19 protein-coding genes are annotated in these 19,479 nt (G+C 59.6%); 13 read left to right on the top strand and 6 right to left on the bottom strand.

Annotated elements, in window-relative coordinates; translation table 11 throughout:
- Positions 1 to 277 precede the first annotated feature (277 nt).
- The gene (locus FBAL_RS11025) at positions 278 to 2,236 is read left to right on the top strand and encodes an acyltransferase family protein (protein WP_013345683.1); all 1,959 of its coding nucleotides are present in this window, start codon (positions 278 to 280) and stop codon (positions 2,234 to 2,236) included.
- 59 nt (positions 2,237 to 2,295) lie between these two features.
- Here FBAL_RS11025 and FBAL_RS11020 read toward each other — a convergent pair whose 3' ends face one another.
- The 3 genes from FBAL_RS11020 to FBAL_RS11010 form a co-directional block, all read right to left on the bottom strand.
- A complete protein-coding gene (locus FBAL_RS11020; protein WP_013345682.1) occupies positions 2,296 to 3,558 on the bottom strand; it encodes a cytosine deaminase in 1,263 nt (420 codons plus the stop codon).
- Between the two features lie 4 nt (positions 3,559 to 3,562).
- On the bottom strand, positions 3,563 to 4,810 hold the full coding sequence (codB, locus tag FBAL_RS11015; protein ID WP_013345681.1) for a cytosine permease: 1,248 nt from the start codon (positions 4,808 to 4,810) through the stop codon (positions 3,563 to 3,565).
- A gap of 206 nt (positions 4,811 to 5,016) precedes the next feature.
- Positions 5,017 to 6,363, bottom strand: coding sequence for a DUF3943 domain-containing protein (locus FBAL_RS11010; RefSeq protein WP_245544349.1), 1,347 nt, complete (start codon positions 6,361 to 6,363; stop codon positions 5,017 to 5,019).
- Between the two features lie 189 nt (positions 6,364 to 6,552).
- Between FBAL_RS11010 and FBAL_RS11005 the strand changes: the two genes are divergently transcribed.
- Entirely contained in the window at positions 6,553 to 7,539 is a 987-nt protein-coding gene (locus FBAL_RS11005) for a hypothetical protein (protein ID WP_013345679.1), read from the top strand.
- Between the two features lie 504 nt (positions 7,540 to 8,043).
- A complete protein-coding gene (locus FBAL_RS11000) occupies positions 8,044 to 11,010 on the top strand; it encodes a ricin-type beta-trefoil lectin domain protein (RefSeq protein ID WP_013345678.1) in 2,967 nt (988 codons plus the stop codon).
- A gap of 99 nt (positions 11,011 to 11,109) precedes the next feature.
- Here the strand turns inward: FBAL_RS11000 and FBAL_RS10995 are convergent, their stop codons facing one another.
- A complete protein-coding gene (locus FBAL_RS10995) occupies positions 11,110 to 11,586 on the bottom strand; it encodes an NlpC/P60 family protein (RefSeq protein WP_013345677.1) in 477 nt (158 codons plus the stop codon).
- A 233-nt stretch (positions 11,587 to 11,819) separates the two neighbouring features.
- Here FBAL_RS10995 and FBAL_RS19615 point away from each other — a divergent pair, with 233 nt between their 5' ends.
- The 6 genes from FBAL_RS19615 to FBAL_RS10965 all read left to right on the top strand — a co-directional run bounded on the left by FBAL_RS19615 (position 11,820) and on the right by FBAL_RS10965 (position 15,194).
- Entirely contained in the window at positions 11,820 to 12,632 is an 813-nt protein-coding gene (locus FBAL_RS19615; protein ID WP_013345676.1) for a class D sortase, read from the top strand.
- Positions 12,633 to 12,643: 11 nt separating this feature from the next.
- Positions 12,644 to 13,174 (top strand): hypothetical protein, encoded by a 531-nt coding sequence (locus tag FBAL_RS10985; RefSeq protein WP_013345675.1) that lies wholly within the window; start codon positions 12,644 to 12,646, stop codon positions 13,172 to 13,174.
- Positions 13,175 to 13,256: 82 nt separating this feature from the next.
- Positions 13,257 to 13,751, top strand: coding sequence for a GNAT family N-acetyltransferase (locus FBAL_RS10980; protein ID WP_013345674.1), 495 nt, complete (start codon positions 13,257 to 13,259; stop codon positions 13,749 to 13,751).
- Complete coding sequence (locus FBAL_RS10975) at positions 13,748 to 14,494, top strand: M15 family metallopeptidase (protein WP_013345673.1); 747 nt, start codon at positions 13,748 to 13,750, stop codon at positions 14,492 to 14,494. Before FBAL_RS10980 ends, FBAL_RS10975 begins: the two co-directional genes overlap by 4 nt.
- The gene (locus FBAL_RS10970; RefSeq protein ID WP_013345672.1) at positions 14,491 to 14,829 is read left to right on the top strand and encodes a GFA family protein; all 339 of its coding nucleotides are present in this window, start codon (positions 14,491 to 14,493) and stop codon (positions 14,827 to 14,829) included. The genes FBAL_RS10975 and FBAL_RS10970 overlap by 4 nt, the downstream gene beginning before the upstream one ends.
- Before the next feature lie 23 nt (positions 14,830 to 14,852).
- A complete protein-coding gene (locus FBAL_RS10965; protein ID WP_148226745.1) occupies positions 14,853 to 15,194 on the top strand; it encodes a TraR/DksA family transcriptional regulator in 342 nt (113 codons plus the stop codon).
- Here the strand turns inward: FBAL_RS10965 and FBAL_RS10960 are convergent.
- Together FBAL_RS10960 and FBAL_RS10955 are read right to left on the bottom strand one after the other, a co-directional pair.
- Complete coding sequence (locus FBAL_RS10960; protein ID WP_013345670.1) at positions 15,191 to 16,018, bottom strand: alpha/beta fold hydrolase; 828 nt, start codon at positions 16,016 to 16,018, stop codon at positions 15,191 to 15,193. The genes FBAL_RS10965 and FBAL_RS10960 overlap by 4 nt on opposite strands.
- A 97-nt stretch (positions 16,019 to 16,115) precedes the next feature.
- Positions 16,116 to 16,541 carry a nucleotide triphosphate diphosphatase NUDT15 gene (locus tag FBAL_RS10955; RefSeq protein ID WP_013345669.1) on the bottom strand — a complete coding sequence of 142 codons (426 nt, stop codon included), beginning with the start codon at positions 16,539 to 16,541 and terminating at the stop codon, positions 16,116 to 16,118.
- Between the two features lie 135 nt (positions 16,542 to 16,676).
- Here FBAL_RS10955 and FBAL_RS10950 point away from each other — a divergent pair, with 135 nt between their 5' ends.
- From FBAL_RS10950 to FBAL_RS10935, 4 genes are all read left to right on the top strand, one after another.
- Positions 16,677 to 17,099 carry an OsmC family protein gene (locus FBAL_RS10950; protein WP_013345668.1) on the top strand — a complete coding sequence of 141 codons (423 nt, stop codon included), beginning with the start codon at positions 16,677 to 16,679 and terminating at the stop codon, positions 17,097 to 17,099.
- 113 nt (positions 17,100 to 17,212) lie between these two features.
- Positions 17,213 to 18,184: a lauroyl-Kdo(2)-lipid IV(A) myristoyltransferase gene (gene lpxM, locus FBAL_RS10945; RefSeq protein WP_013345667.1), complete on the top strand. Its 972-nt coding sequence runs from the start codon at positions 17,213 to 17,215 to the stop codon at positions 18,182 to 18,184.
- A 144-nt stretch (positions 18,185 to 18,328) separates the two neighbouring features.
- Positions 18,329 to 19,261 (top strand): LpxL/LpxP family acyltransferase, encoded by a 933-nt coding sequence (locus tag FBAL_RS10940; RefSeq protein WP_013345666.1) that lies wholly within the window; start codon positions 18,329 to 18,331, stop codon positions 19,259 to 19,261.
- An 8-nt stretch (positions 19,262 to 19,269) separates the two neighbouring features.
- A complete protein-coding gene (locus tag FBAL_RS10935) occupies positions 19,270 to 19,449 on the top strand; it encodes a hypothetical protein (RefSeq protein WP_013345665.1) in 180 nt (59 codons plus the stop codon).
- Positions 19,450 to 19,479 lie beyond the last annotated feature (30 nt).

The raw sequence follows: 19,479 nt of genomic DNA, 5'->3' as shown, positions 1-19,479 counted from the left end.
ATCGGTTTTTCGCCGACGGGCCGTCTACCCCGTCACCACCCCCTTTCCGTGGCCGTTTCCGGCCGCTTTTGGCCCCATTTTCTTGTCGGTCCTGTGCGAATTGGGCTGGCGGTAAGGGCCAGCCTCAGCTATTCCATAAAGGCAGGGTAACAAAGTGAATCGACGCGAAAATGTCGCCCGCTTTGGCTCGTCCTACCCATGCCGAACACACCCATAACCACCGGAACTTGTGGTCGCCGCTCAGTTGTCATGGCTTGTTGCCGTGTATGGAGGGTAGATGCGTCACACACATCCGATCCGGGCTGACATCAATGGGTTGAGAGCCGTCGCCGTGCTAGTGGTGGTGATCTTCCATTTTGACCCAGCCTGGATGCCCGGCGGCTTTGCCGGGGTCGATGTCTTTTTTGTGATCTCCGGCTTCTTGATGACCGGGATCATCTTTCGCGGACTCGAGCAGGGTAACTTCTCCCTGTGGGCATTCTATCGGGCTCGCGCCCGTCGCATTGTCCCCGCGTTGGTGTTGGTGTGCGCCTTTCTTGCCCTGTTCGGCTACCTCTACCTGCCTCCCTTTGACTACCGGACTCTGCTGGACCACATCGCGGCCAGTCTGCTGTTTGTCTCCAACATCGTGTACTGGCGAGAGTCCGGCTACTTCGATCTGGGTGCCCACGATAAGTGGCTGTTGCACACCTGGTCGCTCTCTGTGGAGTGGCAGTTTTACCTGATCTACCCGCTGGTGTTACTGGGGCTGGCCAGACTGATGGGGCTGCTGAGCCTGAAGTGCCTGGTGTTGCTGGCGACCGTGGCGGGCTTTCTGTTCAACGTCTATGCCGCCAAACGCTGGCCTGACCCGACCTACTTCCTGTTGCCGACCCGAGCCTGGGAGATGCTGGCCGGCGGGGTGGTTTACCTCTATCCACTGACCATCTCACCCCGCTGGCAGAAAACGCTGGAGTGGATGGGGCTGACCCTGATCATCCTGACCTGCTTCTGGGTGTCAGCCAGTACGCCGTGGCCCGGTGCCCTGGCGCTGGGGCCGGTGCTGGGCACCGCGCTGATTCTGGTGGCGAACCGTCAGGACAGCATCGCCACCAATAACCGCCTGTTCCAGTGGATTGGCACCTGGTCTTACTCGATCTACCTGTGGCATTGGGTGGTGGTGGTGATGCTGTACCAGATGGCCAAGCTGGAGCCCGGGGTCTACCAGGCGCTGCCGCTGTTTTATCTTGCCAGTGTGCTGCTGGGCTGGTTGTCCTACCGCTATATCGAGTGTTCCCGCATGGGACGGGTGTGGGCCACCACCTACGGCGCTGTGCTGATTGTGGCGTTGGTCTGGATGGTGAATATGCCCAAAGACGCAGGCGCCTACCTGCCGGAGTCGGTGGCCAGTTCGATGCAGGTAAAACCTTACGATTGCTTTGACCGGGCGGTGAAGTCAGACGAGGAGCAGGCGGTGTGCTCGCTGGGCTCAGGCCGGGGAGAGCGGGTGCTGGCGCTGGGTGATTCACATATGTTCTCAATTCTTCCGGCGCTGGAGAGCATGGCACGACGCCATAACGTGGTGCTGGAATACGCCGGTTACAGCGGTTGTCCCCCCATTCTCACGGTGCACACCGAGCGCTCGGATCAGCACAAGAAAAACTGCAAGGCGCTGAATGATCGAACCCTGGCTTACGCCATTGAGCAGAAGGTGGATACGGTGTTCCTTGCCGCCCGCTGGACGCTCTACACCGACGGTGACTACCTGGGCAAGGATGTGCAGTTCCTGAAGATGAGTGCCCAGGAAACCGGCTCACAGCAGCGCTCCATCGAGGTGTTCCGCTACGGCATTGATAAAACCCTGTCCGCATTTCGCGAGGCGGGGATCCGGGTGGTGTTGATGCTGCAGGCGCCGCTGCAGAATGACATCCCGCCCCGGCTCTATTATCAGGCGTTGGAGGGGGAGGACGTGGACGCGGACAAGCTGGCGCAGGCGTCAGTGGATCACAGCAAGAGTGAGCAGCTGCAGGCATTTACCAATGAGATCATCCGCAACGCCAGCGAGGGCCACACCGATGTGGTGATCATCGACCCCAGCCAACGTTTATGCCAGCAGGGTAAGTGCCTGGTGGGCAGTACCGAGCGCTCCTACTACTTTGATGACGACCACCTCTCTACCGACGGCGCGGCATTGCTGCAACCGATGATTGAACAGGCGTTGGTCACGCCACTGCGGCGTTCAGCGCTGGCGCGCTGAGGGGCGGGGGACAAAAAAAGCGAGCCGGGTGGCTCGCTTTTTTTCTGTAGAAAGGCGTATCAGCGTCGGAAATCGACAGCTTCCACCTGCTCCAGATGGAGCTGAGTCCGGGCCGGTTGGGTCTCGGCCAGTACCCGACCGTGACGGATGGAGTAGCGCACCGGCACCTGTCGGCGCAGGGCATCGAACTGGCTCTCAGCGGGCAGGATCAGCAGGCTGGTGGGTTTGCCCACCTCGATGCCGTACTGGTCTTCCACCTGAAGGGTGCGGGCGCTGTGTCGGCCAATCAGCTTGAGGCTGTCGTCCAGCTGGTCGTAACCCATCAGTTGGCATACGTGCATGCCCATGTGCAGCACCTGCAGCATGTTGGCGGTGCCCAGCGGGTACCAGGGGTCGAACACGTCGTCGTGGCCAAAGCAGACGTTGATCTCGCTTTCCAGCATCTCCTTCACCCGGGTGATGCCGCGGCGCTTCGGATAGGTGTCGAAACGGCCCTGCAGGTGGATGTTGACCAGCGGGTTGGCAACAAAGTTGATGCCGGACATCTTCAGCAGACGGAACAGTCGCGAGGTGTAGGCGCCGTTGTAGCTGTGCATGGCGGTGGTGTGGCTGGCGGTCACGCGATGGCCTACGCCCCGTTCCAGCGCGAGGGTGGCGAGGGTTTCGACAAAGCGGGACTGCTCATCGTCAATCTCATCGCAGTGCACGTCCACCAGGCAGTCAAACTCGTCGGCCAGATCAAACATGTAGTGCAGTGATTCCACCCCATATTCACGGGTGAATTCGAAGTGGGGGATGGCGCCAATTACGTCGGCACCCAACTCCATGGCCTGACGCATCAGCGCCTTGCCGTTGGGGTAGGAGAGGATCCCCTCCTGCGGAAACGCCACGATCTGCAGTGTCACCCAGGGCTTCATCTCTTCGCGCAGTTCCACCATCGCCTTGAGGGCAACCAACTCCGGGTCAGAGACGTCAACGTGGGTGCGGACAAACTGTACACCGTTGGCGATCTGCCACTTGAGGGTCTGGCGTGCGCGGGCTTTCACGTCTTCCGGGGTAAGCATCGCTTTGCGCTCAGCCCAGCGCTCAATCCCTTCGAACAGGGTGCCGGAACGGTTCCAGTTGGGTTGCCCTGCGGTTTGGGTGGTATCGAGGTGGATATGGGGCTCGATAAACGGCGCCACGGCCAGGCCACCTTCGCCATCAATGGCGTCGCCGGACTGGGCGTCGGCCATAGGCACCAGCGCCTTGATGACGCCATTTTCGGATTGGATCTGCCACAGGCCATTGCGGCCTTCGAGCTGAACATTATTGATGAGCATCGGCTCAGGCTCCTTCGGTTTGGCTGAGCGGGGCAACCGCTTTGGGTTCCAGACGGCTCAGCACCAGGTAAGAGAGGGCGGCGCCCAATACGGCGTTAACCGGAACGATGCCGGGCAGGAAATGGCCGGCAGCCACGCCAATGGCCACCGCCACCAGTGCGCTCCAGCGTACGGTCTGGAACTGGGCGTTGGCAAAGTCATGGTAGCGTGCGCGGTTAAGCAGATAATCGGCGATCAGGATGCCGCCGATGGGCGGAATGGCGGCGGACAGGAACGTCAGCCAACCGACGAAGTTATTGTACAACCACATCGCGAAAAGGGTACCGATAAGGCCATTAATAATGGAGAGGATCTTGGCATTGCCGCCAGTGATGTTGGCAAAGCCCAGCCCGGAGGCGTATAGCGCGTTGTCGTTGGTGGTCCAGATGTTCAGACCCAGCACGATGATGGCCGGGATCAGCAGGCCCTGCAGCACCATCACTTCGGAGATGTCGGACTGGCCGGTCACCGCGGCGCCGGCAGCGCCGAAGATGAACATCAGCGAGTTACCGATAAAGAAGGCGATCAGGGTGATGGCCACCGCAGCGCGCGGGCTTTTGCCGAAACGGACAAAGTCGGCGGTCAGGGTGCCGGCGCTGATAAAGGAACCCACCACCATGGCCAGAGCCAGGTTAAAGGAGATGGGTTGCTCCGGGGTCAGTTGGGCCAGAGCGCTGACGCCGCCAGCGGATTCGGTGGCCAGGTAGACCGAGTAACCGCCCAGCAGGGCAATAGCGGGTACGGCGATGGCCGACAGCGCCATCAGGGCGGAGATGCCGAAGAACACGGTGACGGTCATCGCCACCCCGGCCACCAGAATCAGGATCTGGGCATCGATGCCGGTAAACTTCTCCACCGGCAGGGCAAACATCGCCACACCGACACCAAACCAGCCAACCTGAGTGCCGCCAAGCAGAGCGGAGGGCAGCCATGAGCCTTTGGTGCCAAAGGAGTAACGCGCGAGAAGGTGAGTAGAGAGGCCGGTGGAGGCACCGACGTAACCGAGGAAGGCGGTGTAGAAACCAAGGAGCAGATTGCCGATAAGAACGGCGAGGAAGAAATCGTTAAAGCTGAGTCCGGTGCCGAGTGTGCCGCCTGTCCACATACTGGCGGAAAAGAAGGTCAGTCCCAGCATCACCAGGGTTAATGGCACAAATCCCTTACGTGCGTGTTGTGGTACCGGTTCCAATCCGTACTCAGTATCTGCCGACATGTTTTCTCCCGTCGTTAAGCTCCAGACAAATTGCGCGGGAGTTTAGGGTCGCGAACAGGAAGTTCAAGAAACTTTGAGGGGAACGTGCATTTGATCACGATAAATGTGAGCCATGACTGAGATTCGGCGAGAAAAACGACCAATCTGATGTCGGGTTTGTGGCCAGAACTTCCCCACAGTGAGCTGAGTTGAACCGATTGGATGGCTTAAAGTTGCCCGTTTTCGCCTCGCCCGAAACGGTAGATGACTTGGCCGGTAATGAGGTCATCCTGATGATGGTTTCGGGTGCCGTAGAAGTGGCGCCAGTCCATCTGAAAGGCCCAATGGCGGTTGAGCTTGAGGTGCAGGCCCAACCCGCCATTCCACTGGAATGCACTGGTATCCTGCTCCTCCTCCAGCAGAGTTTCACCGAACCCCAGGGTGACAAAGGGCCGGAGTTGCTGCTGAGCACGGAAGTAGTACTGCATGTCGGCACTGTAGTTTTCATAGATGACCTGGCTGCCGCCACGGGTCGAGTTCAATTTGGCGCGGGAATAGCTTAAACGGGCGGAGAGAGAGGGGTAGAAATGGATGCCGAAGGTGTAGGTGGGGGCCCAACCGTTGGCCACCTGCCAGCGGCTGTCCAGATTCAGGTAAGTGGTGCCCAGGGAGACACTGATGATGCTGGAGTCCACCGGGTCTTTACTGTGGGTGGTGTAGGCGCTTGAGGGGACGTACCGCCCGCCGGTGACCGGTTTTCCTGACCCCAACCGGTAGTTCAGTTGCAGGTAGACCTGCTTGTCGCTTTCGCCGGTTGCCCGGGGCGCTTCCTGATAACCCCAATAACCGGTTCCGGCAATAAACACCTCCCGCCCGAACAGGTTGTTCACCGACGCACCGAGTGCATCAATGGGGTCCAGAAACAGCAGGGCGGTATTGCCCAGAAAGCGTGAACCCCACACAGTACTGCCGCGCTGGATGATCTCCCGCTCTTTCTGAAAGGCCCATTCACCATAGACCCAGCCCAGCAGGGGTGTCATCACCAAGTCCTGAATGGAGGGCACCTCGGCAAAGGCTTCCACCCCGTATTCCCAACCAAAGGTCGACATCAGCGCGGAGTAGATAAAGGCGTCCCATTGTCGATATCCCGACTTGCGGGCCACCTGATAGAACATGCCGCCGAGATAGGGGTGACCAAGCCAGTTGAGATACCACTCGTCCCGGTCCCAGGTTGGCCCGGCCCGGACGTTATCCCACCACCGTTTATGCAGCGGCTCATCGGAATCCTCCCACTGGGTAAAGTCGCTGGGCAGCAGCGCCAGAACGCCTGCGGTGGTGACAATAAATGCCCCTACCAGTTTGGATTGAGAGTTGAGCCGTTCGCGGTCTTCACCATGGGGGGCGTTAAACAGGGCGACGGAGTAGGGGGCGCGATACACCACCGGAGAGACGGTTTTTTGCTCCCAGCTGCTGTTGGTGATGGCGGGACGATAGATGGCCTCGTTGTCTTCAGCTTGTCCGGCAGCTGCCTGGGCGCCGAGGGTCGCCAGCAGCAGACACAGCCATCCACACATCCCCCACACATATCGCCCCATCAACCTTCCCGGCAATCGTTGAAAACCGCAGACCCTCGGTGCTGTAAGGTTGGCAGAGAACTAATGAGACACCCACTTTTAATCTGATTTAACTCGAAGTTACGCCATTTCAGGTTAGGAGGCGGGTAGGTTGTTGGTTAGTGACCACCGCTGACCCTGGAGTGTCCCATGCCCCAACCCCGTCGAAACCAAGTCAGTTTGCAGGACACATGCTATTACCACTGTGTCAGTCGCTGTGTGCGCCGAAGCTTTTTGTGTGGCCAGGACCCTTACACCGGGAAAAGCTATGAACACCGCCGGGGATGGGTAGAGAAGCGACTGCTCAGGCTGACGGATATCTTTGCCATCAGCGTGTGCGCCTTTGCGGTGATGAGCAACCACACCCACGTGGTGTTATGCGTGGAGAGTCAGCAAGCGGATGATTGGGATACTCACACCGTATTAGAACGCTGGCACACGCTCTATAACGGTACGCTTCTCACTCAACGATATTGTCAGCCTGAAGAGTACGACCTTATGCCAAAGGCAGAGCGTCTTAGGGTTGAGTTGTTGGCAGAGACCTATCGGCAACGCCTGATGGACATCAGTTGGTTTATGCGGGCACTGAACGAACCCATCGCCCGGATGGCGAATCGAGAAGATGGTTGCACAGGCCGTTTCTGGGAGGGTCGATTTAAATATCAAGCCCTATTGGATGAACAAGCGCTGTTGTCCTGTATGGCGTATGTCGACCTCAACCCCATTCGAGCCAATATCGCCCGCACACCAGAAACCTCAGACCACACCAGTATTCAACTGCGCATCAAAGCGGCGCTTAACGGCCTGCAGCCGCAACCACTAAAGCGGTTTCGTACAGGCGAAGACGATGCCGACGAAGAAACGCTGCCCTGTCATCTGAATGACTATCTGGAGGTGGTGGAGTTTACCGGACGCGCTCAACGACTGGACAAACCTGGGCACATCACCGATATCACACCTGATTTAACCACCCGCCTGGGCATTTCTATTACCAACTGGCTCACCCTGACTCAGGGCTTTGAGTACCAGTTCGGCTGTCGTGTTGGCACCTTAACCAGTTTGCGCCGTTGCCAAAGTCATCATGAGGCGGCTCGAATACGTGGCTCAGGTAACGCCAGGCGTTTGTTTGCCGCATAGAGATATCGTTTCACTCCAGCCTTTATCGCAATGCACCCTGGTGTAGGTGGAGCCGTGTCCGTTGAGCGGGAGATATGAGACGTTAGGTGCATCAGGGGACAGATCGGCTTCGGAGGACGGCGTTTTGGCTGAGCTTGTGGTTAAAAAACCGTACCCAGCTAGGGATTTTTTGAAAAATAGGAGTGTCGAAGCGGCTCCTGTAAAAGTGGGTGTCCAAATAAGATTTTGGGCGGACAGGTGTAAGCCAGGGCGGTTTTGCTGTTTGCCCCGGCTCACTCAGCCAGCAATGCGGGAAACCTGGCCGATTCACTTTGTGGCAATTGAGAGGATCCCCCGGCCCTCCTGTTAAAACCCGCTGTTTTAAGTGTTTACTCCATATTTTGATGACGAACCTGTATCTAAACGCTTGCTTGAATTAAGCGTTTGGCTGGCCTATATCTGAACGTCGCAGAAGTCAGCAGTTGCGTACACCTATACGTCAACCCACTTCACGGACCCCTCAACATGGACCTTTCCGCCATAGGCAGTTTTGCTGCCGGACATCGTCGCCATCTCGGCGTTGTCGCACTCGTCGCTTTCCCTTTGCTCTCTCCTTCGGCCGCGTTAGCGGATTCTGCTGAATCCGCAGTAAATCAGTTGGCTCAGGGCTGTTACGCCATCCAGTCACCCACCAATGGCCACTATATGCGCCAGTTTCATCAGGGAGGGACGGTGGATGATGGCCTGAGCTATCGCTTCGACGCGGTCGACCTGGCCGACGCCAGCCACTTCTATTTCAAGCCCAGTCGGGCCCAGCACTTTATGCTCACCGACCGGGGCGGCCGCTTTCTCGCCAGCCATCTGCCCGCCGAAGTGAGCGCCGGTCGCTACCCGGGTGAGTATGCGGAATGGCGCATCAGTGCTGAAGTTGGGGAAGGGGTGCAGTACCGATTCCACGGCATCGGCCTCGACCGTCAGTTGCGCCATAACTACAGCGGCGGTGGCCTCTACTTCTTTGACCTGCTGAACCCCAATGACAACAATTCCGAAGCCAGCTTTACACTGGTGGCGCAGGACGACTGTGAGCCTTTCCCCGAGATCATGGTCAATGCCGAGGGCGACCTGGATGCCCTGAAGGGCGATGTGTCGGCGCCGGTTCGCGGGCTGGCGGACCCCCACACCCACATCACGTCGTACGAGTTTATGGGCGGCAAGCTGATGCACGGCAAGCCGTTCCACCGCTGGGGTGTCAGTCATGCGCTGCCGGACAGTGAGCCGATCCACGGTCCTGATGGCTCGCTGGACCTTGTGGGCAACCTCTACGCCTACGGCGATGCCAACTTCCGCTACGACACGCGGGGTTGGCCGGATTTCCCGTTCTGGCCCAACCATGTGCAGCTGACCCACAGCGGCTACTACTACAAGTGGATGGAGCGCGCCTGGGCTGGCGGTCTGCGCCTGATGGTGACCCACCTGGTGGAAAACGAGGTGCTGTGTACGGCACAAGCCACCATCAATCCGGCCAGTTGGGTTAACCCGAATAGCTGCAACACCATGGAGAGCATCCAGTTGCAGATCCAGCGGATGCACGAGATTGAGGAGTACATCGACGTGCAGTCCGGCGGGCCCGGCCAGGGGTTCTTCCGTATTGTGCATTCGCCCGAGGAAGCGCGTGCGGTGATCGCCGATGGCAAACTGGCGGTGCTGATGGGCATCGAGGCTTCAGAGGTGTTCAACTGCGGCGAGAAGGACGACTGTAACCGCCGCCAGATTGAGGCCCAGCTGCAGGCGGTCTATGACGCGGGCGTGCGGGTGCTGTACCCAACCCACAAGTTCGACAACCAGCTGGCGGGCTCACGGGTTGAAGATGGCTTTATCAATCTCGGCCAGGTGCTGAGTACCGGCCATTTCTTTGAAACCGAAGAGTGTGATGCGGAGACTCGTGGCAACAGCTTTACCTCGGGCTTCCCGCTGATCGGCGAAGTGCCGGTGCTGAAAGACATTCTCGACGGCGTGGGGCTGAACCCCCAGTACGACGAGTCGATTCAGCACTGCAACAAGCATGGCCTGAGCGAAAAAGGGGTGTATCTGGTTAACCGCATGATCGACATGGGCATGCTGATCGAGCTTGACCACATGTCTGCCCATACCGCTACCGAGGTGATGGACATTGTTGAGGCGCGGGGCTACAGCGGGGTGATCACCTCCCACAGCTGGATGAACGGTGGCACCAACGGCCTGCACCCCAACACCGTACGTTTGCTGGAAGCCGGTGGCTTTGCTGCACCGTATAACAGCAACGCCAACTCAGTGGGAGGCGCCATCCAGCGCTACCTTGATGTCATCACCAACACCCCCTATCTGGCGGGCGTGGGGCTGGGCACCGACATGAGCGGGCTGGGCGGCCAGGCAGGCCCACGGAGCGATTCGGATGTCGACCCGCTGCTCTATCCCTTTACCAGTGAATTCGGCATTACCTTTGACCGTCAGCAGTCCGGCAACCGCACCTTCGATTTCAACCAGGACGGCATGGCCCACTACGGCATGCTGGCGGACCACATCGAAGATGTGCGCCAGCAACAGGGTGGGGCGGTGTACGAAGCGGTGATGAACTCCGCCGAAGCCTACCTGCAGATGTGGGAGCGGGCTGAAGCCCATGATGACCCGCAGTACGTGAATCCGCTGCCCACCTTTGTGCGCATCGTGAATCGTGAGTCCGGCCGCTGCATGGACATCCCCGGCAACGGCTCTGAGATGGTCAATGGCACCGATGTCATCCTCTATGACTGTGAGAAGAACGCCTGGGATCAACGCTGGTTCTACGATGAAACCGCCCGTCAGTTCCAGAACAAGGCCAATCGTGCGCTCTGCCTCGACAATCGTGGCCAAGCCTATGACGGCGGCGAAGTGGTGGTATGGGAGTGTGTCGACAGCGACAATCTGCGCTGGGACTACGATGGTCGGTTTATCCGCAGTGCTCACAACCCGAATATCGTTGCTGACGCCTATGGCACCGGCAACGATTCCGAGATCGGACAATGGAGTCTGCACGGCAAAGCCAATCAGCAGTGGCTGTTGCGTCCGGAGATGACCATCCATCGCTGGGTCAGCCTGCGGGACAAGCGCGCCGGCCTGTGCATCTCCGCACCCGAGTCCGGTGCGGCGGGCTCGCCCATTACGGTGCAGGCGTGCCAGAACCGTCCGGGTCAGAAGTGGTACTTCGACCCCATCGCAGGCACGCTGCGCAGTGATTTGGCCGGCAACCTGTGCCTGAGCATCCCCAACGGTAATGCCGTCGAGGGCCAACAGCTGGCACTGGCCGCCTGTGACGCCAATGCGCCGGAACAGGCGTTCGACAAGGAGGGTAAGATCTTCAGTGCTCGTCTGGCCTCGGGTCAGGTGCTGGATGCCTCCGGAGAGGGCGCGGGTGCCGCGGTTATCCTGTATGGCCGTCATGACGGCGATAACCAGAAGTGGCGCTCTAGTTTGTAAGCACACTTTGTCATCACCAAGCCGGCCTCAGGGCCGGCTTTTTTGTGGTGGTTTGGGATTGACCTGACTCTGTTTATCCGAGCGCGCGAAAACCTGAAGTTAGGGATGCGCTGACATCACCCGCCGGGCGTGCCAGTAGTGCTTGGCCCAGTAGGGGTTATCCAGGCGCGAGACGATCACGCCCCGGCTGGTGGAGGCATGGAGGAAGCGAACGTCATCCAGCATCATCCCGACGTGACGGGTGGAGAAGCCGGTTTTGAAGAACACCAGGTCGCCCGGGCCGATGGCGCTGCGCTTGATGGAGCGGCCCACTTCGGCCAGGGCTTCGGTGGTGCGGGGCAGGGCGACATCAAAGTGTTCGCGATAGGTCAGCTGCACCAGCGCTGAGCAATCCACCCCGCGCTTGCTGGCACCACCCAACCGATAAGGGGTACCGGCCCAGACCGAGTATTGCTGCTTGAGTAACTGTTGTACCGGACTGTTGTTCTGAGTGTGGCTGACCGAACCCGTTACCGGAGCAGGCGACTGGGCACAACCGGACAAAACCAGCAGGAGTAGCACGAAAATAGGGCGCACCAAGGGCTCGCGAATCAGACTAAGTTGGCCAGATTTTACGTTGATAAATTCGTGGGTTACAGCGATAAATCGCGAGAAAGTGCGCTTTGGTGGCGATGAACTTCGACGCAGCAGCAGGGAATGTGTTGGCCGTCGCACTTTGGTGCAACGCCCGAACCTGTACTACACCTTGAACTACTGAAATTTGTCTCACTTCGGTGGTCTTCCCCGCGGTAATCAGGATCGGAGTTCAGATGTGTTACTGGCTTGAGAAATTCAGCTTATGGCTGGGGCTGTTATTGCTGACGGCCTTTGCGTTAAGCCGCTGGCATGCCCATTGGGGCTATCAGCAGGCGATGGCGCAGTTTGAACCGGTCCGCCTGAATGCCGCCAGTTTGCCGCTGCAATCCGCCCCGCAGTCCGCTCCTGAGCCCGTGTTGCCCTCCACTTCCCCGCGGGAACCCGCCTCTGTTTCGCCGTTGCCGCTGTCCAGCGATGTCCCGGCGGCGCAACCCGCGTTACCACTGCCGCCTGAACCCGAGCCCCTCTATCTGCCTCAGCCCCTGGCGTCGCTGGATCAAGAAGCCGCCCCAGTGCGCCCGGAAGCCAGCCTTTGGTCGGACAGTCGCCGGGCCAGTTATCAGGCGGCCTCTGACCATACCGGTGCGCCCGTCGCGCTGCTGGAGATCCCGGCCATCGCGCTGACGGTGCCGGTGTTTAACGGCACCGAAGAGTGGCAGCTCAATAAGGGGGTTGGCCGGGTTAACAACGGTGCCGGCTTGGATGGCGCAGGCAACCTGGCGCTGGCTGGCCATCGTGATGGCTTTTTCCGCCGGTTGGGGGAGTTGGCCCCCGGGGACGCCTTGTGGGTCACCGATGCGCAGGGTGAGCGGCGGCAATTTCTGGTTAACCACAGCGTGATCGTCGAACCCAATGAGGTTTGGGTACTGGCGCCTTCTGCCCCGTCAGAGCTGACCCTGATCACCTGTTATCCCTTCTATTTTCTTGGTAGCGCACCACAGCGCTACATCGTTAAAGCGGTCCGCTCTGCGGCACCGCAGCCTTGATAGGAGTAGTGATGATGAGCAAGCGAAACTGGCTATTGAGTGTGCCCGCCGTGGTGCTGGCGATGTTCAGCGCCCTGGCCCAGGCCACCGATTGCAGTGAGGTACAGTGGCATGCCGATGTGTTGGCGGCCTACCCGGGGGCAGCCAAAGCCTGCCAGGCGGTGGTGATGCGTGATGGGGAGGAGCGTGTTGAGGTGAAGGCCGACTTTGTGGCTGCCCATGCCAATGGCGAAGTGACGTTGGATGTGCATGAAAATGATGGCACCAAAGAGCGTATGGACATCCGCTTTGGCCGTGACGTGAAGCTGAATGACCAGATCGATCTCGACCGTCTGCCCCGAGGTTATGAGTTGACGCTCTATATCCCCCATGACCGCTTCGAGATCGTGCAGGCCGTCAGTGAGGAGCCGGTGGAGATCGTCGAAGAGGTCGTCGTGGCCGAAGTGGTGATGCTGCCGGATACGGCGTCGCCCTGGTACCTGCTGGCCACCCTGGGTCTGGGCTTGCTGGGCCTGTCACTGGCGTTGCGACTGCGCCGCTGATCGGAGCACGGTACCCTCCACTGACAGGGGCAGCAGACCCGTGTTAGGTTAGCCAAACCATTGACCTGACAACGAGTCTGCTGTGTCCCTGCAACTGCGCTCTTTAACCCCGTCTGATGACGCCGGGCTGGCCGCCATTATCCGCCAGGTGCTGACCGAATACGGTGCCAACCGGCCCGGTTTTGCCTGGGCCGACCCCGAACTGGACCGGCTGAGCCAGGTCTATTCCCATCCTAACCACCACTATCTGGTTGCCCTTTGGCAGGGTGAGCTGGTGGGTGGAGCCGGCTTTGCCCCATTTCCTTGTGAACATGACCGGGTGTGCGAACTGCAAAAGATGTACCTGCTGCCCGAGGCCCGCGGCAAAGGGATAGGTCGGGCTCTGTTGGATGCGCTGATCAGCTCTGCGTCAGCCGCAGGCTATCGCCACTGCTACCTGGAAACCTTTGGCCCGATGAGTCAGGCGCAAGGGCTCTACCTGAGCCGGGGGTTCGAACCGCTGAGCGCCCCCTGGGGCGAGAGCGGACATAACGCCTGTGACCGCTGGTACGCCCGGCGGCTGGAGCTGGCACGATGAGGAGATGGGGCTCGCTGGGGATAGTGTGGCTTGCCACGTCGGCCCACGCCGAGCCCACTCTGGTGCCGCTGGCGGACGTGGCGCCCAAGGTGGTGCAGGAGATGCGTTACCGGGGCAGCGACAACTTCCTGGGCCGCACCGTAGTCGGGTATGAACAGGGACAATGCCTGCTCACGCCCCCGGCAGCGCAGGCACTGGCGCGGGTTCAGCAGCGTGCGGAGGCGTTTGGCCTGGGGCTGAAAGTGTATGACTGTTACCGGCCGCAACGGTCGGTGGACGACTTTGTTGATTGGGCCGGTGATCTGGCCGACACCCGGATGAAGGATCAGTACTATCCGCAGGTGCCCAAGTCCGAACTGTTTGCGCAGGGCTATATTGCTGCCCGTTCCGGCCACAGCCGTGGCAGCACTGTCGACCTTACTCTGGTGTCGGCCACAGCGCGCCAGCAGCCCATGTCGACCACCGGCGGGGATTGCCGGCGGGCACCGCAAGAGGGGGGCCGCTATCCCTCGCTGCCGATGGGCAGCGGTTATGACTGTTTCGACGCGGTGTCCCACACCCGTCACCCGCATCTGGACGAGGCCGCCCGGCACAACCGGTTATTGCTGCTGTTGTTGATGGAGAGTGAAGGGTTCAGCAACTACGACAAAGAGTGGTGGCACTTTACCCTCGATGATGAGCCCTATCCGGATCGCTATTTTGACCTGCCCCTGTCCGGTCCGGTCAGCCTGGAGGTGCCATGAAGCTGAGCTGCCATTGCGGCAATGTCAGCCTGCAGGCACCGGAACCGGAGCAGGTGGCGATCTGCAACTGCTCCATCTGTCGGCGCTATGCGGCCTGCTGGGCCTACTACGATCCGGAAACCGTACAGATCCGCGTTGAGCGAAGGGCCACAGCGTTTTATCAGTGGGGAGACCATATGGTCGAGTTTCACCGCTGTCCGGAGTGCGGTTGTGTCACGCACTATCGCACCAACGAACGCTGCGACAGGGCGGTAACGGCCATCAATATGCGATTGGCGGAACCAGAGTGGTTGGCCACAGTGCCGGTACGGCATATCGATGGAGCAAGCTATTGAAGGGCGGTGAAGGCACGCGCCCAGTGGCAGTGCTGACTGAGGCGCAGTTAGCCGAATTGAAAGCGCGTCTGCTACAGCGCGAAGCGGACAGTCAACGGCAGATGGATGAGTTGGTAGCCAGCCTCAAGAGCCGTCCCCCCTGTTTTGCCGACGCCGCGGAGCGTGCGGACTATCGCCGACGTCAGGGGTTGGCGGAGCGTCAGATACAGCAGTTGCAGACGCGTCTGGGACAGATCGCACGAGCACGGGCCCGGATGACGCGGGGTGAGTATGGGGTGTGTGAACGCAGTGGCCAGCCGATTCCACTGGCGCGACTGATGGCAATGCCGGAGGTGACCACCGTCACCAAGGACTCAGAGGATTAAGCGCTCCGTCGCGTTGCCAATGCACTGAACTCGCTGTGCTCGGTGAGGAACGCCAGAGAGAGAGAGTTAAAGTCTTCCGCCTTCTCCACATTGCAGACATGGCCGCAATCCTCAATGACTGCCAGGTTGGAATGGCGGTGGGCGTGGGCCATCTCCTTAACCGGCTTGAGGAACATGTGGTCATTGTCCCCCATGATGTAGAGGGTAGGGATGCTCAGCTCTTTCTCCTTGAAGTAGCGCATCAGCGGGTTGACCTCGGCGGCGAGCCGGAACCAACGCTTAAACTCCTTCTGGCACAGGCGATGCGCCTCGCGGATAAACAGGTGGCGGGAGGGCGCCTGGGCCTTCTTGGGCATGATGATCCAGGCAAACAGGCGGTACAGCCACATATAGGGCACCACGTTTTTCAGCGCGTTACCCACTTTCACCAGCACCTGGGAGAACCGGTTCAGGCGGGTCACGGCCCCGCCCAGCACCATGGTTTTAACCCGATGCGGTTCCAGCTCCGCCAGAGTGCGGATCACGATGGTGCCCAGAGAGATCCCGACGAAATGGGCGTGGCGGATGCGTAAGTGATCCAGCAGCTGCAGCACGTCCCGGGTGACTGAACGGAAGCAGTACTTGCCCTCGATCAGGTGTTTGACGATCTCCTTACTGGCGCCGTGGCCACGCAGGTCCAGCAACAGCACATTGAATTGCGCCCGATAGGCCTTGAGCTGGCGGAACCAGATGTTGGAACTGCCACCGGCACCATGCACCAGCACCACCCAGTCACGAGGCTCCGGGTGGCGGTAGATTTTGTGATGCAGCAGAGCCTGGCTCAATGGGCTTTCCTCCGTGGCGATGGTGGTCAAATCGCGGGCAGGTTAGCACGCCGCGAGCGCCTGGGATAATTCCTTTTCTCGTTCCGTTATTTTCTGTTCAGCTTGCGCCGAGGTAGATCTGGTTGGCCAGATAGCAGGCGACCGATTGTTCGCTGGCATCAAAGTGCGGGTGGGGCAGGTCATTTGGGTCCACCCAAACCCAGCCTTCGCACTTGTCTGGCTCACGATTGACCGGTTCTTCACCTTGATGGTGCGCCAACAGGCAAACGGACACGTAGTGTTTGCCCTCTTCACGGAAGGTACGCAGGTTATTGGTGACGGCGATCACTTGCGGGTCAGCGATGCGCAGTCCGGTCTCCTCCTCAATCTCCCGGATGGCAGCGGCTTCAAAGGATTCCCCCAGCTCAAGGTGGCCACCGGGAATGGACCAGTAGGGCGCGTGAGCGCCAGTACGTTTACCTATCAGGATCTTACCGTCGGCACGGCGGACGATAATGCCAATCCCGACACGAGGCTGATTCATAGTAGATTCTCGTCAAAATGGCGGCGATGCAGCATGGCGCAGGGCCACAAAGATGTCAAAATGACGGCCAGCCCTATTGCCTTTACCCGTCGACAGGGGAAGAATATAAGGCATCCCTAATGTAAGGAGTTCATCATGGCAGACAAGCAGTACCGCATCACCAGTTCCATGACCCATGGCTGGAAAGTGACCGCCGACGTGCGTGGCCACAAAATGGTGATTGATCAACCCAGCGCCACCGATGAGGGCGCGAACCCGCTGGAAACCTTCTTGTTCTCACTGGCCGGCTGTTTGTCTGCCATTGCCAAGATGGCGGCCCGCGATGAAGGCATTACCCTGCGCGGTATCGAAATCGACGTGACCGGCGTGCTCAACCCGGCCGGTCTGGCGGGGAAACCCAGCGAAGATCCGGTTGGCTTTAAGAGCATCGACGCCACCGCGCGCATCGACGCTGACCTGTCTGACGAGGAGAAGGCGGCATTTTTTGGTCGGGTGTGCCATCGTTGCCCCATCCACGATAATTTGTTGCGCCCCACGGTGGTGACCCACAGCGCTTGAACTTCGTGTTCGACCCGCTAGACTACGGCGCCTCTTCGGCGCCGTTTTGCTTTGATTTTAGTGATATTTAGTCGCGAATTTTGGCGCCATCGTTATCGGGAGTTGAAACTATTGTGACTCAAGGCAGTAATTCTGAGACTCAGCACCGACCCCAATTCCAGTGGCGTTTCCTGGCCCCTCGTTATTGGGGCGTCTGGCTGGCCGTATTGGTGGCTGGCGTCTTTGCCTTTGTGCCCTATCGTCTGCGTGACCGGATTGCGGCCAGCATCGGCAAGCTGGGCCCGCGGTTGACCAAACGCGGTTACCGCAATGCTCAGGTGAACCTGCAGCTCTGCTTCCCGGACTGGGACAATGACCAGCGCCACCGGGTGATTGTGGAGATGTATCAGCGGGCCGCCCAGGTGCTGTTGTCGTACTCCTGTTTGCTGCTGCGCAGCCCCGAATTTCTGGAGCGCCGGGTACGGCTGGTGGGTGAAGAACACCTGTTGCCGCTGCTGGAAGCCGGCAAGCCGGTGATCCTGATGGTGCCGCACACCTGGGCCATCGAGTTTCCCGGGTTGCTGCTGGCCAAACGCGGCTACCCGATGACCACCATGATGAACCCCGATAAGAACCCGCTGGTGGACTGGCTGATGTGCCGTCTGCGGGCGCGTTACGGTGGCAAACTGTTTGCCCGCAAAGACGGCATCAAGCAGTTCCTGAACGCCATCCGCGACGGTCACAGTGCCTATTACCTGCCGGACCAGGACCACGGTATGGCCAAAAGCGAGTACGTGCCGTTTTTCGCCACCCATAAAGCCACGCTGCCGGGACTGGGGCGGATGACCGAATCCACTGGCGCCGTGGTGGTGCCGATGCTGGCGACGTATGACCCGGCCACCGGCTACTACGAAGGCCATATCCGTCCACCGTTGTGGGATCTGCCCTCCGGTGACCGGGAGTACGATGCCCGCCGGATGAATGAAGAGATTGAGGTGTTGCTGACCTCCCGCCCGGAACAGTACATGTGGAACCTCAAACTGCTCAAAAGTCGGCCGGAAGGTGAGCCCGATCCCTACCGGGCTTACGAGCTGCAGCAGCGCTGAAACCCGCTGAACATCGTGCATTCCTTCACCGCCCGCCAATTTGGCGGGCGGTTTGCGTCTACCCAGACGGTTCAGTTTGGGTTAAGGTGAGTCGCAAGCTTTAGGTACAACCATAACGACAATACCCTAAGGACAGCGCTACCTATGACCACGGATGCTCGTCGCTGCTACCACGTAGACTTTTCTCTCTCCATGCTCCACCCCCGCTTTTGGGGGGCCTGGCTGGTGATCGCCGCACTCAGTGTGCTGGCCTACATCCCCCTTCGGGTCCGCCATTGGGTTGCCGTCTGCCTGGTGCCCATCTTCCGCCCGGTATTACGCAAACCCGTTCGCATCGCTACCGCCAACATCAATGCCTGTTATCCGAATATGGACAGGGCCGAGCGCGATGCCCTGATCAATGAGCTGTGTTACACCTTCCTGATGGTGGGCATGGGCATGGGCACTCTGGCGGTACGGGATAAGGCGTTCCTTGAAGACAAGATCCACTTCACCGGCATGGAGCATGTCCGCGCCGCCCAGGCACAGGGTCGCCCCATTGTGTTTCTGGTGCCGCACATGTTCGGTATTGAATACGCCGGCGTTGGGCTCTCCATGGCCGGATTGCCGATGCTGGGCATGGTGAAGCACCACCGCAACCCGGTGTTCAACTGGCTCTCCTGCCGTCAGCGCGCCCGTTTCGGTGGCAAACTGTTTCACCGCAATGCCGGTTTGCCCTCCGTGATCCGTGAGTTGAAGCAGGGCTACAGCTTTTTCTACCTGCCGGACCAGGACCACGGCCTCGACAAGAGCGAGTTCGCCCCCTTCTTTTCGACCGAAAAAGCGACCCTGCCGGTGATCAGCCGGATCGCCCACTGCGCTGACGCGGTGGTGTTACCGCTGACGGTGGGGCTGGAAAATATGCACGTCCAGGTCACCATCGATGCGCCGCTTGAGCTGGAGCGGGTCGACAAACCCACAGAAGCGCGCATCCTTAATGAACAGATGGAGCGGTTGATCGACCGCCATCGTGGCCAGTACATGTGGTTTCTCAAGGTGCTGAAAACCCGGCCACCGGGCGAGGCCAGACTCTACTAGGAGGCCTTATGGTTACGGCGTTGTTTTGGCTTGGCATCCTGATGATGGCGACCGCAGGCGGCTTGCTGATGTTCACCGAAGTGGCGCAGCAGGTCAGCGGCATGGTGCTGATCGCCAGCTTGATCGGCATCGGCTTTGTGTTGAGCGCCGCCACCAAGATCCTGCTGTTGATGAAGCGCACCTCCTGACCCCCATTCAATCGCGGCGACCGCCCGGTC

The organism is Ferrimonas balearica DSM 9799 (assembly GCF_000148645.1).
GTDB classification, from domain to species: domain Bacteria; phylum Pseudomonadota; class Gammaproteobacteria; order Enterobacterales; family Shewanellaceae; genus Ferrimonas; species Ferrimonas balearica.
Note: the sequence above shows the minus strand (reverse complement) of the source record. Positions and strands in the feature narration are given on the sequence as shown.